At 46.2% G+C, this 12,925-nt stretch carries 13 protein-coding genes; 4 read left to right on the plus strand and 9 right to left on the minus strand.

Features of this window, described 5'->3' with window-relative positions:
• Positions 1 to 500: 500 nt before the first annotated feature.
• From ADU22_RS02350 to ADU22_RS02360, 3 genes are read right to left on the minus strand one after another with little or no spacing between them, the layout of a single operon-like run.
• Positions 501 to 1,601, minus strand: coding sequence for a GerAB/ArcD/ProY family transporter (locus ADU22_RS02350; protein ID WP_053360726.1), 1,101 nt, complete (start codon positions 1,599 to 1,601; stop codon positions 501 to 503).
• A 19-nt stretch (positions 1,602 to 1,620) separates the two neighbouring features.
• Entirely contained in the window at positions 1,621 to 2,712 is a 1,092-nt protein-coding gene (locus ADU22_RS02355) for a Ger(x)C family spore germination protein (protein WP_053360727.1), read from the minus strand.
• 25 nt (positions 2,713 to 2,737) lie between these two features.
• The gene (locus ADU22_RS02360; protein ID WP_053360728.1) at positions 2,738 to 4,264 is read right to left on the minus strand and encodes a spore germination protein; all 1,527 of its coding nucleotides are present in this window, start codon (positions 4,262 to 4,264) and stop codon (positions 2,738 to 2,740) included.
• A gap of 258 nt (positions 4,265 to 4,522) precedes the next feature.
• On the opposite strand from ADU22_RS02360, the gene ADU22_RS02365 reads away from it, so the two are divergent.
• The 3 genes from ADU22_RS02365 (at position 4,523) to ADU22_RS02375 (ending at position 6,429) form a co-directional block, all read left to right on the plus strand.
• Entirely contained in the window at positions 4,523 to 5,179 is a 657-nt protein-coding gene (locus ADU22_RS02365; protein ID WP_053360729.1) for a hypothetical protein, read from the plus strand.
• Between the two features lie 251 nt (positions 5,180 to 5,430).
• Complete coding sequence (locus ADU22_RS02370; RefSeq protein WP_069188035.1) at positions 5,431 to 5,670, plus strand: hypothetical protein; 240 nt, start codon at positions 5,431 to 5,433, stop codon at positions 5,668 to 5,670.
• Between the two features lie 120 nt (positions 5,671 to 5,790).
• A complete protein-coding gene (locus tag ADU22_RS02375; protein WP_053360731.1) occupies positions 5,791 to 6,429 on the plus strand; it encodes a TVP38/TMEM64 family protein in 639 nt (212 codons plus the stop codon).
• A 141-nt stretch (positions 6,430 to 6,570) separates the two neighbouring features.
• On the opposite strand, the gene ADU22_RS02380 is transcribed toward ADU22_RS02375, so the two are convergent.
• The 4 genes from ADU22_RS02380 to ADU22_RS02395 form a co-directional block, all read right to left on the minus strand.
• The gene (locus tag ADU22_RS02380; RefSeq protein WP_053360732.1) at positions 6,571 to 7,329 is read right to left on the minus strand and encodes a FixH family protein; all 759 of its coding nucleotides are present in this window, start codon (positions 7,327 to 7,329) and stop codon (positions 6,571 to 6,573) included.
• A 14-nt stretch (positions 7,330 to 7,343) separates the two neighbouring features.
• Complete coding sequence (locus tag ADU22_RS02385; protein WP_053360733.1) at positions 7,344 to 7,991, minus strand: YdeI/OmpD-associated family protein; 648 nt, start codon at positions 7,989 to 7,991, stop codon at positions 7,344 to 7,346.
• Entirely contained in the window at positions 7,978 to 8,745 is a 768-nt protein-coding gene (locus tag ADU22_RS02390; protein ID WP_197280013.1) for an AAA family ATPase, read from the minus strand. The genes ADU22_RS02385 and ADU22_RS02390 overlap by 14 nt, the downstream gene beginning before the upstream one ends.
• A 345-nt stretch (positions 8,746 to 9,090) precedes the next feature.
• Positions 9,091 to 9,582, minus strand: coding sequence for a hypothetical protein (locus tag ADU22_RS02395; protein WP_053360735.1), 492 nt, complete (start codon positions 9,580 to 9,582; stop codon positions 9,091 to 9,093).
• Between the two features lie 250 nt (positions 9,583 to 9,832).
• Between ADU22_RS02395 and ADU22_RS02400 the strand changes: the two genes are divergently transcribed.
• Positions 9,833 to 10,648, plus strand: a complete 816-nt coding sequence (locus tag ADU22_RS02400) for a 3D domain-containing protein (RefSeq protein WP_053360736.1) — start codon at positions 9,833 to 9,835, stop codon at positions 10,646 to 10,648.
• A 31-nt stretch (positions 10,649 to 10,679) separates the two neighbouring features.
• On the opposite strand, the gene ADU22_RS02405 is transcribed toward ADU22_RS02400, so the two are convergent.
• A complete protein-coding gene (locus tag ADU22_RS02405) occupies positions 10,680 to 11,000 on the minus strand; it encodes a hypothetical protein (RefSeq protein ID WP_053360737.1) in 321 nt (106 codons plus the stop codon).
• A 226-nt stretch (positions 11,001 to 11,226) separates the two neighbouring features.
• Positions 11,227 to 12,498 carry a cell division protein FtsZ gene (gene ftsZ / locus ADU22_RS02410; RefSeq protein ID WP_053360738.1) on the minus strand — a complete coding sequence of 424 codons (1,272 nt, stop codon included), beginning with the start codon at positions 12,496 to 12,498 and terminating at the stop codon, positions 11,227 to 11,229.
• Positions 12,499 to 12,925: the final 427 nt, after the last annotated feature.

Raw genomic sequence — 12,925 nt, forward strand, 5'->3', positions numbered from 1 at the left:
ATTATTTGTGAGGCAAGGCTCTTTGTTGGCGCAAATTGCGTCGGGATTCTTCTTGCCTTTTGCGCCAAGGACCCTTGTTAGCGTAAATTTTCATCCCAGTCTTCCTTTTTTTACGTCAATGCCCCTTGTTAACGCAAATTTTTACCTGGCTTCTTCCTTTTTTTGCGTCAATGCCCCTTATTAACGCAAATTTTTACCTGGCTTCTTCCTTTTTTGCGCCAAGGGCCCTTGTTAGCGTAAATTTTCATCCCAGTCTTCCTTTTTTTGCGTCAACACCCCTTGTTAACGCAAATTTTTATCTAGGCTCTTCCCTTTTTTGCGTCAACACCCCTTGTTAACGCAAATTTTTATCTAGGCTCTTCCCTTTTTTGCGTCAATGCCCCTTGTTAACGCAAATTTTTACCTGGCTTCTTCCTTTTTTGCGCCAATACCCCTTGTTGGCACTAGTTTTTTTCCATTTTTCGATTTGAAAGATAAGAAAAAAAGCACTGACACCGTGTTCAATGCTTTTTCCTGCTCATTTTTTTCCTGACAACCGCAATCAAAAACAGGAACGGAACATAGCCAAAGAGGAAGAGGAGACCATTATAGCGGACGAATTGGGCTATTAGCTGGCCATATTGCATGTCAGCAAACTTGCTGTTCACAAAATGGAAAAGGGCAAGCAAACCCACTAACAGGTGTGTCGACTTTAGTTTGGGGAAAGTCCATTTTATCGACCGGATGGCCGACCACATATAGATGCAGATCACAGGCATAATCACTAACAGCCATGTGAAAATAAAAATAAACTCAAACCGCTCCAGAAATGGAAACTGCATGATTTTAATCATGGTCAAGGTTGGCCACGCTAATTGCTTCAGCTTTTCCTGGGTAAAGAACAAAAATGTGATGAGCGAGACCACCGTATAGACAAAAGTGGAATACAGCAAGCCAAGGTGTCCCCATTTGGATGCTTTTTCCCTGCCTTTAATAAACGGGAAAAAAATGAGCACCGTTTCAAATCCTATATAGAGCGGTGCCGCTTCTTTCGCTGAAATGAAATAGTCTTTCCAACCAGAATCAAAGATAGGCGAGAGATAGGAAAACTCAATATAATTGAACAAATATAACAGCGAAAAGAGCAGGAAACTTGGAATGACCACTCCCCAGTATGCAACGGCCGTAATAACCCTGAATCCTCCCGCAACGATGTAAAAAATGACAAAGGAAAAGAGCAGGGAGAATTCCCAGCTGGATATCCCATCAAACACCCAAATCTGGAGAACATCAATGTAGGTATACAGAGTATACAGGCTAAGGATGGAAAAATAGATCGCCATGATGAGATTCATCATCCCGCCAAAAAATTTCCCAAAAACGTCCCTGTGGAAAGACAAGAGATTCCCGGCACTTGAATGCTTCAGGATATATAGCATCATTAAAAAGAGAACATGCATCAGTAAACCCGTTGCCAGGACTGACAACCAAGCATTATGGCCTGCCCCCTTGATGATATCGGTCTGAAAGGATAGGATCACAACCCCGGTCTGGGGGGAATGCATGAGATAGAACAGAAAGTAAGGCGAGACCATTTTATTTTCTTTGACGTTTGAGTTCATAAGAATCCATCCTTAAAGATCAGCCTTCAAGGCCAGAATGTAAGAATTGCACATCAACATTTACAAAAATCGGCAATTCGGGATATTTCTCATAAAAGGATGTTTCCTTCCAGGTACTATCCTTTGACCGCACGATATTTCCAATTCCGAGAGGATCCACTCCGTTTTCTTTCAAGGTTGCAAACAAGTCCGTTATCCCTTTTTCTATTCTTTTTTCAACAATCCTCTTCATTTCCATGACATCTTTCTGTTTTTCCACACTAAGTCGCTCCGGAGACTGGGTCAGGGTCACCTGCAGCTGCAAGTGAAGATTTATTTGTTCTTTTTCCCGATTCCAATCCCAGTTGCTTTTACTGTGGAAGGCCCGAACCGCGATGATTTCTTTGCGATCCTTGTCTTCCAGGTCCACTTTATAGGTTGCTTGTGTCCGTTCATCTTCAATAAATGAAAAGATCGTTGTTTGTTCCGGATTTAAATGGAGCTTCAGTTTATCATCCTTAAAGACTCCAATTCCGTCGACCTTTATCCGATTCTCTTCGTCGATGGTCACCATGGGAACATAAGCATCCATTCCTGCACCATAAAATTGATTCAGAAAAACATGAAGGTTCATCCTGGGAAGATACTGACCCTGCATATTATGCTGGAGCCGCTCAGATAACGTAAGCGATTTTTCCTGTTTGAATATGTTCAGCGTCTTCCTGGCGGATTCCGTCGAAACAGCGATTTGGATATTCGTTCCAACCAGAGGATTAAGAATGAATCGTTTGACCATCTCTGAAATGCCTGCTTCCGCATAGCTTTTCCCGAACAGCAGCACCCGGATTTTGCCAAGTTCGACGGGAGTACTGGTCTGTGTCGCCATTTTTGGAGCAAACAGGACACTGGTCGTTGCTTTTTCTTCATAATATTGAATGTCATCGCCACTTTTGCTAGTGGTGTAATTCGGAACTAACGCGGTTCCAATGAGTTCCCCATTATCTGCCTGATCGAACCCGAAAACATGGACAATGCTAATCCGGTCGACGATCCTCGTTCTAGTACATCCCAAAAGGCCAGAGATACAAACGCATAGCAGGATTAGAATGAGATGTCTTCGCCACTTTTTCATATTCCACCCAGCCTTTTTGAAAAAATCATTCCGTATTCAGCCCTTCTTCCGGGTCTTTATCTGCTGCCGGAGAATATCTCTTGACACTCAAAGGCMGCAAATACCAAGGACGTTTATTGGATTTAGCATAATTGGGCCTTACAAAGGAATTAAGGACTCCACCTTTACGATAAGGGTATATTGGAAGCATAAACGGGACTCCCAATGATTTAAGCCGGGCCAAATGCCCGATTAAAAAGAGCAGTCCCACATAGATGCCTAAGCCTCCCCAACTGGCCGCGAACAGGATATAAGGATACCGTAACAGCCGGACGGCAGTGGACATTTTATAAATGGGGGTTGTAAAGGAAGACAATGCTGACAAGGCGACAATGATTAATAAAACATTGCTCGTAAGGGCTGCTTCAACCGTTGCCTGCCCAATGACGATGCCGCCGACAATCCCAAGGGTCTGCCCAATCTTCGTTGGCAGCCTGGCCCCTGCCTCCCTCAGCAGGTCAATGGTGATCTCCAAAAATAACACCTCTATCACAGGCGGGAAGGGAACATTAGCCCGTGAAAAGATAATCGGACCTAATAAATCTTTTGGGATTACTTCATAATGAAAGGTTAGGATTGCCACATAGAAGGGAGTGGCAAATATCGAAAACAGCATCCCAAAGATCCGGATCAACTTAAAGAACGATGCGATGACGGACGGAAGGTAAAAATCCTCCGGGTTTGAAAAAAAATCCATTAATGCGGCCGGCCCAATGACCGCATAGGAGGACTTGTCACTAATGAGGACAACCTGGCCTTGAATAAGCGCTGCTACCGTCCGGTCAACCCGCTCTGTCGTTATGAATAAAGGAAAAGGAGTGGAGCTATGGTCGGAAATTAATTGTTCAAGCTGGGTATTGTCATAAGAGACATCGATATCAAGCTCCTTAACCCGCTGTTTGGCGGTGTTGACGTATTCGGGATTGGTAACCMCATCCAGGTAGGCGATGACCACCTTTGTCCTTGCCCTTGTGCCAACGGTAATCTCCTCATAGATCAGATCCGAAGTACTTAGATGATCCCGTATTAAATGGAGATTGGTGGTTATATCTTCAATAAAACCAACCTTTGGTCCAATGACGCTGAATTCATTCTGTGTATCATTCGTTTCCCGCTGGCCTAATCTGGGATGTGCAATGTCTAAAAGGGCGAATTCCTTCATGCTGTCTTTAAAATAGATAACAATCGTTCCCTCGTGGAGAGCCTTTTCCACCTCCAAGGGATCTTGTTTGATTTTGATTCCATCGATTGGAATAATACCTTTTAAATCCGAGAGTTCTTTTATTCCAGAGGCCTTCTCCTTTAAAAAAGGCAAAACGGACTTTTGGAAAATATTGGGATCAATCAGTGTTTGATAAAAACTGATTTGTAAACGATGGTCTTCTTCAATTGGTGTGATGGTTGAAAAGTCACTTGACTTCTTTGCCTTTTTGAATACTTCCTCTATCGTTTTTTCTGTCGTTTCGAACCCTCTTGTGGGTTGTTGTTGTTTGACTCTTTTCCTTCTCAGCATTTCCCCACCTAACCCTGTGCAAAATTCCCCTTTTGGTACAAGTAGTATGCAACAACAGAACTGGAATTATGTTCAAAGCATAATGAAAGGAAGGGCGGAGTTCACTAAACTTAATAAACTTTTCCTCTGTTTGGTTTCCTTTCTTCAAAAATCATCCTAATTCCCCATGATTCGCCAAAAAACCATTGAGTTACATTGAACCATTGCCGTAAAATGGGAAGGAAGTGATAAAAAAGGACTAAAGTGAGGGGGATGTGCATGGCGACTCCAGCGCAGAAGCATTTCAGGAACCAGGTTAAAAAGATGAATCGGGAAGGTCATGATTTTGGTGAGGAAAGCATCTATCTCCCCATCAGGAAAATAAGAAAACAAAGGCCATGGTGGACATACAGCCTTCTTGGCATCGTCCTGTTTCTCTTCACTTTCTCCAGCATACCGACGAAGCTCTACCATGATGTGGTCGTTTACAAGGATGGAAAGATGTACGACTATCTGAAAGCAGGCGATCAATATAATTTGCAAAGCAACGTGATCTTAGGAAGCCTTTTGCCCCAAGCCTCCCAGCTTTCCTCCATAAATCTACTTGATCTTCAGCGGAAAAAAGAGGAACTCAGCACCCTCACCGTCGCATCAGGCCAATTAAAAGCCCCAGACAACTTTATAAAGCATAAAGAAAGCTTTTCGGAGGTTATGCAGCAGCGCCTTTTCATCCTCACCTATCTTGAAATGCTCGTAAAAAGAGGCGGGACATACAATGGTGAACTCACATCCCATATCAATGAATTGAATGTAAGGCAGCAGCTGGAAAAAAGCTCGCTCATCCAGGCCTTTGAGGAGGCTAAAATCAAGTACAAGGTACTTCCCGACGGAACGATTGAGTATGAATACCGGACCTATAATGGGAAATTTGACTGAACAGACCGGCAATGGAATTGCGGGCTTCCATCCCATTTGTGACGGCTGATCCTTCATCTGGCTTCCTTATTTTTAAGGCAACCTACTTTACATGCCACTTTTTCATGCAATAATATAACTTGCTATCTTCACTTCCATATCCTATAGCCCATTCACTGGGACCACCGGCCTGTTCTCTGCCTGGCGGGTTTTAACTCATTAAAAAAGGGAAACCGGGTAATGGAAAATCTACATAACAAGGAGGATGAATGGTGAGAGCATTGGCTTTGGTGGAGCTCATGTTAGTTGGCTACCTGTTTTATCTGGGAATCAGCCTGTTTTTCGTTTTTCTTGATGGCGGGATGCTCGCGGTGCTCATCGAGCTATTAAGAGGAACCATCATCAACATGCTGCTAGCTTATACACTCGTCCTGATCATCGACATTTGGCGCGATAAAAAAAGGGAAAAACTCATTATAAAAGGAAAACTGTCTCCAGACCGGCTGTTTTAAAACACAGGGACGGTTCTTGTGCTTCATTTTGAAATGAAGCACAAGAACCGTCCCCTTGCTTATATTTCGCCTGTAAATCGGAAATAATCCTGGTAATTGGGCTGACAGGGAGTCGTTATGATGAAAAAGGGGATTTTGTTTGTTTTCCTTTATGGAATTCTTCTTCTGATTGCTTTTTTATACAGGGAATCCCTGCTGGAGTGGCTTAACCGCGGGGATTTGGCCCAGCTGCCTATGATGTTTTTACTGGCGGTTTTCTTTGGAGTCGTTCCGGTAGTTCCATTTAGTGTGTTCGCCGGCTTGATGGGAGCAAAATATGGAGTTTGGATCGGGGCCTGCATCAACTGGGTAGGAACGGTGGGAGCGTCAGTGATCTTTTTTATGCTGGCGCGCCATTTTTTCGTCACCAGGTTCCAAAGCTATATTACGCGTTTCAACGGAATCAAAAAGTTCGACCGGATTATCAGCCAGAATGCGTTTGTTGCCGTTTTGTTCAGCCGGATCGTTCCCATCGTGCCGCCTCCTGTGGTCAACATCTATTCTGGACTGAGCACGATGCCGTTTAAAACATATCTAGTGGCAACCATGATAGGAAAGATTCCCGGCATGGTTGCCTACGCCTACCTGGGCAGCCAGCTGGTTGCCCCGCGTTCTTCCCTGCTGGCCGGGATTTCGCTGTATGCCGGCTTTCTGGCCGTTGTGCTCCTTTTATACCGCTGGTGGTACAAGGCAAAAGCAAAGGCCGTTTTACCGGAATAGCATTCCAGCCGGGAAGGAACTCATTTTATCCCAGGCAATACTGGATGAGCCCTTATGTGGTTTAACAGATTTAATCAAACGTTTGATTAAGGCCCTACTGAAAAATTATATTAAAAAAAGAGGCAGGGGAACCCTTGCCTCTTATTTGACCTTGATGGTTTGCTGGATGTGTTCGTGGATTTCACCTTTGTTAACATGTACCTGCACATTGTAGGTGCCTGGCGCTGTGAATGTATAGGAAGCTTGGTATTCTCCCTGCGCTGTTTCGGCTGCTTCGATATAAACGTGCTTTTCTTCGTTCTCTTTCCAAATTTCGAACCGGATGACGCCTTCTGTGAGGGGTTCGCCTTCATTCTCGACTTTAGCAGTAAGGGTTGCTTCTTGATTAGCTTCTGCTTCACCAGGTTCCAGTTCAATCACGACCTCGGAATGAGCGTGATGGTGGCTGTTTTCGCCGTCCGATTCACCGCGCTGGCCTTCGTCTTCATGGTGGCCGTCCCCGGCTTCCGGATTGCCGACGGTCACTTCCTTCTTCGGCATGTTGTGCATATCCCTCGCGGTTACATGGGCGACAATGGTATAGACGCCTTCTGATTCAAACGTTTTGCTAACGGCATAGACGCCGTCGCTCTGGTGCTGGGCTTCCAGCATTTCACGCTCATCTTCCCCCGATTTCCAGACTTCGAATTTAACTTCGGTGGCATCCTCGACGTTCTCGTCTCCTTGTGTCACCTTGGCTTCAAGCGAAACCTCTTCGTTCGGGTTCAGGCTGTCAGGCGTCAGGATGGTGACTTCAATGATTTCCGGAACCTCCCCCGCCTGGCTGGAATCCTCATTATTGGATCCACAGCCTGCCAGGATCAATAAGAGCGTTAGCATCGAAACAATATATTTTTTCAACTTGGTCTCACCCTTCATTTCTTTTTTTGCCGGTACATATCCATCGTTTTATATCCCTCGGCCAAAACCTCCACCATTTGCTGCTGGCGCTTATCCCTGGTCTGCTGCTGCTTCGCCGAGAAGATGTGGCGCGCCCAGTCCCGTTTATAGCCTGGCGTCAGGCTTTGATAAAAAGCTAGCTGATCCGGATGGTCAGCCAGCAGCGCTTCCACATCCTTGACATTGTCCTCATAATCCCCGACGCACTGGCTCGCAGCCGGCGTTTTCACAGCCTTTTTCTTTTCACGCTTCAAGCCAACAACAGTGAACACATCGTCCATTGAGACCATTCGGGCAAATTTGATGTCACTGCTGCCCACATAGCCATCTTCCCCAACCTTCAGTGCCGGGAAGATTTCATCGCGGTGGACGTAGGTGTCATAGCGCTTGTTGCCCTTTTTCGGATAGGCAAAATAGAGGTAGCCTTTCTCCGCCAGAAGCTGGGCATTTTCCACGATCAACCTGGTGTGTTCCGCCATCTCATCGATATTTTTAACAAAGATGAAAATCCCATCATGGTTTTGTGCTAGCGGGCTGTTTGCAAACAGCTGATAGTCCTCAGGCTGGTTGACGACCGCCATATTGGTGAATCTATCCAGTTTCAGTTTTTCAATAATCGTCATGTCCGGCTCCTACTTCCAATAAATGGTGAAGCATCCTGTTTTTATCTTCAAAGAACTGCTTCATGAGGCGGTAATGATTCGTTTCTTCCAGTCTTCGCTCATGTATGCCGTCTTCGCCGAATTCGTAAATGAGTGCATCCGGGTAGGCCATGATGATGGGCGAGTGGGTCGCAATGATGAACTGCGAATTGTTCCGGACCAAATCATGGATCCTTGTGAGCATCGACATTTGCCGCAGCGGCGACAGCGCGGCCTCCGGTTCATCCAGTATGTAGATCCCTTCGCCGCGGAAACGATGAAGGAAGGTTGCAAAGAACGCCTCTCCATGCGACTGCTCGTGGAGCGAAACCCCGCCAAATGAGTCAATGACCTTCTGCTTTCCAGGCTCTTCGTCCATTTCTTCAATATTGGAAGCCACATTGTAAAAGCTCTCGGCCCGCAGGAAAAACCCGTCTTGCGGCCTGTCGACTCCCCTGACAAGTTTTAGATAGTCCGCGAGCTTAGAGTGGGAATCATAGGTCGAGAAATTAAAATTGAAGGTTCCTCCTTCCGGGTTGAAACCGAGAGCAACCGCCACCGCCTCCAGCAGCGTCGACTTCCCCATGCCATTTTCACCAATGAAAAAAGTCACTTTTGGGTGGAGGGGCAGCTCGTCCATCCCCTTCACGCTCGGAAGGCTGAACGGGTACCGGCTGAAGGACGGAATGATGTCTCTTTTTAAGCTTACTCTTCTCACATATTGTGCATGTAACATAACAATACCCCGAACTTGTTTTCTTTTATTTTAGCATCTCGCCTTGGGAAATCCTAAAGCGGAGTCGTGTTGAAGTGCTCGGATTTGCCCCTTTGTCACAGTTTGGACACAGGTTTTTCTAATAAACCAGATAATTGATGCAATCCTGTCAATAATTGATGCAATTCTTTTATTCATTGATGCATTGCCGTGGATAATTGATGCAATTCCCGCATGCACGAGGCAATACCGGAAAAAATGGATCCCAATTCGCCTCGTAAATGTGGCAATACCCCAAATAATCGCAGTAATTCACTCCATAACGGAATCAATTATTGAAAATCAGCCTGCACAGGCCATCCTCTCTCACTTTTTCAGGTGTTCCCCGAGCCATTCCTTAAAAATCGCATTCAATTCCTTCGTTTTCTTTCCCTTCAGCCACTCGACCTGGTCAATCGGCAGTGTCAGCTTCAAGGTGACCTTCTCATTGGGCATTTCCACTTTCCTGATTTCCTCGAGCGTGATGCCTTGTTCGACGTCTGGGAACTCCAGGTCGTTTTCGTGCACTTTGAGCAGGCCGGGATACTCGTCCGGGTCTTCGAGGTCGCAAAACAAGTTCAGGTGCGGCAGCCTCCCCGGCACTATTTTTAAAAACATGAACGAACTTATGACTCTGTTATCTTCCAATTCTATTTCAATAATATGGCTTTCGTTGTCCTTGTATTTTCGCAAAACCACTTCGCTTACGATCATATCCAGTTCCAGGCTGCACCCCTTGGACGATTCAAACACATAGAGTGCACTGTTGAATAGAAAGATGCCTTCCCCATCGATTGTTACAGATTTTACGCCAGCCATGCTTCATCCCCCATACGCGTTTTGTACAGACGGTGCTGTGTCGAATACTACCATCTTACCATTTAGGCCCGATAGGAATCATCTGCAAATCTCGGGAAACCAGATATTACAGGTCTCGAAATTTGTTACATTGTGTTACAGGCCTGTTATGTTCGTCACCCAATTTATATCTCGTTGTTCTTTTATTGTAAGACTCCTATGTTAGTATAATCATCGTAGTCAAAAGAAAGCCGATGGGAGGCAAGGAAAAATGAAACGAAAATTTTTATCTTTGATTGCAGCAGCGGCATTCTTTATCACAGCCGCGGGAAGCGTGCAAGCAGAACAAGTTGTTGTTAAACAGGGAGACACCCTGTACGGTCTTTCGAAACAATACGGAGTATCCGTTGCATCCATTAAAAAATGGAACAATCTATCAGGTGACGTGATCCATCCAAATCAAACGCTCGAAGTTTCACCAGTCAAAACAGTTTTGGTTAGTAAAGGGGACACCCTTTGGAATATTTCTCAAGTCTATGGAGTATCAGTGGATAATCTGATGAAGTGGAACTCTCTATCATCCGACCTGATCCACCCTGGTTTGGCATTAACCATTTATACGGACGTACATAATGCTGTACCTGTAAAAACAGAAAAAGCTCAAAACGTTCAAAATGTTTCAGCCAAAGCGAAAAAAGCACCGGCTCAAAACGCTGCACCAGCTAAAACGACAGCACAGGCAAAAGCAAAGGCCCCAGTTGCACAAACTGCGGCAGCCCAGACTTCTGCCCCTTCAGGCAAGGAAATCATGGTCGAAGCAACAGCTTATACAGCTGACTGCGCAGGCTGCATCGGTATCACGAAAACAGGTGTCGACCTGAAAGCTAATCCAAATGCAAAAGTCATTGCCGTAGACCCAAATGTGATCCCACTTGGAACGAAAGTATACGTTCAGGGGTACGGGTATGCAACAGCTGAGGACATCGGCGGAGCAATCAAAGGAAACAGAATCGATGTATTCATCCCTGAACAAAGCGATGCACTCGCATGGGGAAGGAAGCAAGTTAAAGTTACAATCGTAGAATAAGAGGAAAGCCCCCAGTTTTGGGGGCTTTTTTTCATATATAAAAGAATAGCAGAATGGCATTAACGACAAATAAGGCGATAAGCACGGCCGTCAATACCCGGTTGCTGAGTTTCCCCGAAAAGTAGGCATTTGTCAGGACAAAATAGAGGACGCCCACCCCGGCGATGAACATCAGAAATTCGGTCATTTTATCATTGATCGGATACACATGGCCTGCCCCGAACCTTTCCGTCAAGCCGGCCGCCGCCCACAGAAGCAGCAGGACCCCGCCAATCACATTGAACAGCTTCTGCTGGCTCATTTCTTTATTGGGTTTGGCGGGCACATGGTCTTCCTTTCTTAATGGCTCCATCATTCAACCTCCCTTTTTAACCTGAGCCTACCTGTTAAAATAAAAAAGCGCAAGCACCTTGCTTGGCCTGGACACCCCGTGCAGCTCAAGCCCGCGCTTCCGCAAGGTCATTGAGGAAGATTATTCAGGGATAAAAATAGCTTGGAGTACCCCCTTTGCAAAAAATTATCTTCCATTATAAAAAAGGCCAAATCATAGGAGATTTGGCCTTTACCTGTTATTTGGGTTATCGTCTTCTGCTTCGCTTTCGCAGGAAGGCTGGGACATCAAGCGAATCGTCCTGCCTCTGAGGCTGCCGCTCGTAAGGGGCAGGTGAAGGCTGGCTGTTGCTGCCTTGCTGGTCTTGGTGGTTCTGTCGGCCATGGTTCCTGCCTTGGCTGAAGTTTGGATCTTGGCCGTAGTTTGGATCTTGGGCATTGTTGGCCTGCTCTGTGTAGGCAATCGGCTCCCGCTGTCTCGACTGCGAGGCCTCATACTGCTGACGGGAATTCGCGATCATGTCGCCTGGCCGGCGCGAGGCGTTCGATGGCGGAGCATCCTCCTCCTCATGATCGAAACCGGTCGCAATCACAGTCACCATGATTTCCTTATTCAGGTTTTCGTTGATGACCGAGCCAAAAATCATGTTCAGCTGCTCATCGGTTGCGGCCGCTACAATATCGGCGGCTTCCTGGACTTCATATAAACTGAGGTTCGTGCCGCCTGTGATGTTCATCAGGACGCCTTTTGCGCCTGTGATTGAAGTCTCGAGCAGCGGCGAGGAAATCGCCTTTTTGGCGGCTTCGGCGGCCCGGTCCTCCCCAGACGCCACCCCGATGCCCATCAGCGCTGTCCCTCTGTTGGACATGATGGTTTTTACGTCGGCAAAGTCCAGATTGATCAAGCCTGGTACGGCAATGAGGTCGGAAATGCCCTGCACACCCTGCCTGAGGACATTGTCGGCCTCCCTGAAGGCTTCAACCATCGGCGTTTTCCTGTCGACAATTTCCAACAACCGCTCGTTTGGAATGATGATCAAGGTATTGACGGCTTTTTTCATCTCTTCAATTCCGGCTGCCGCATTTTGTGCCCGCTTGCGGCCTTCAAACGCGAAAGGACGAGTGACCACCCCAATTGTAAGGGCGCCAAGTTCGCGCGCGATATGGGCAATTTCCGGTGCGGCTCCAGTCCCGGTTCCGCCGCCCATTCCGGCTGTAACGAACACCATGTCCGCACCCTGCAAGGCATCCTTGATTTGCTGCCTGCTTTCCTCGACCGCCTTCCTGCCGATTTCCGGATTGGCTCCGGCGCCAAGGCCTCTGGTCAGCGAACCGCCAATCTGCATCGTGACCTCCGCTCTAGACATATTGAGCGCCTGCGCATCTGTATTCACGGCAATGAACTCTACTCCCTGCACGCCGTCCTCAATCATCCGGTTCACGGCATTGTTTCCTCCGCCGCCAACGCCAATTACTTTTATAGTGGCAAATTGATCAATATTGGTTTCAAATTCCAACATATGTAAGTCCCCCTAATAGCTTCAGATTGCCCCCTATTTATCTCTATACTTATAAAATTCGCCACCGCCGCGGAAATTCTGTCTTATCCTGCGATTTGTTAAAGAACTGTAACTTTACAGTAATAAAGTGAAATGGGGGTGGGTCCATGAGTTTATTCCCAGTACGAGGATTATAAGGGCTTGGCCCTTGATTATATTCCCTCTAGGGGGAATATATCATACTTGAGGGGGAATAAAACAGGATTTAGGGGGAATATATTGCTGCTTACGGGGAATAAAAATATGCTTGGCCACTTTTATTGCCTGTAGGGGGATTATAACCTTCAAAATTCAAGAGATTACTAGCCAATTTTGATTAAAACAAGAAAAAACCCGCCAAATTTGGTGGGTTTTTACTTGTTTTAGTCTGCAGAGTAAAGTTCTTCGG

Source organism: Bacillus sp. FJAT-27251 (assembly GCF_001273925.1).
Taxonomy (GTDB): Bacteria; Bacillota; Bacilli; order Bacillales; family Cytobacillaceae; genus Mesobacillus_B.

What these genes read in the sequence shown, in the direction of transcription:
- ADU22_RS02350 (WP_053360726.1), bottom strand. Translation starts at nt 1,601, where the DNA reads ATGAACTCAAACGTCAAAGAAAATAAAATGGTCTCGCCTTACTTTCTG.
- ADU22_RS02355 (WP_053360727.1), bottom strand. Translation starts at nt 2,712, where the DNA reads ATGAAAAAGTGGCGAAGACATCTCATTCTAATCCTGCTATGCGTTTGT.
- ADU22_RS02365 (WP_053360729.1), top strand. Translation starts at nt 4,523, where the DNA reads ATGGCGACTCCAGCGCAGAAGCATTTCAGGAACCAGGTTAAAAAGATG.
- ADU22_RS02375 (WP_053360731.1), top strand. Translation starts at nt 5,791, where the DNA reads ATGAAAAAGGGGATTTTGTTTGTTTTCCTTTATGGAATTCTTCTTCTG.
- ADU22_RS02385 (WP_053360733.1), bottom strand. Translation starts at nt 7,991, where the DNA reads ATGACGATTATTGAAAAACTGAAACTGGATAGATTCACCAATATGGCG.
- ADU22_RS02390 (WP_197280013.1), bottom strand. Translation starts at nt 8,745, where the DNA reads ATGTTACATGCACAATATGTGAGAAGAGTAAGCTTAAAAAGAGACATC.
- ADU22_RS02395 (WP_053360735.1), bottom strand. Translation starts at nt 9,582, where the DNA reads ATGGCTGGCGTAAAATCTGTAACAATCGATGGGGAAGGCATCTTTCTA.
- ADU22_RS02400 (WP_053360736.1), top strand. Translation starts at nt 9,833, where the DNA reads ATGAAACGAAAATTTTTATCTTTGATTGCAGCAGCGGCATTCTTTATC.
- ADU22_RS02405 (WP_053360737.1), bottom strand. Translation starts at nt 11,000, where the DNA reads ATGGAGCCATTAAGAAAGGAAGACCATGTGCCCGCCAAACCCAATAAA.
- ftsZ (WP_053360738.1), bottom strand. Translation starts at nt 12,498, where the DNA reads ATGTTGGAATTTGAAACCAATATTGATCAATTTGCCACTATAAAAGTA.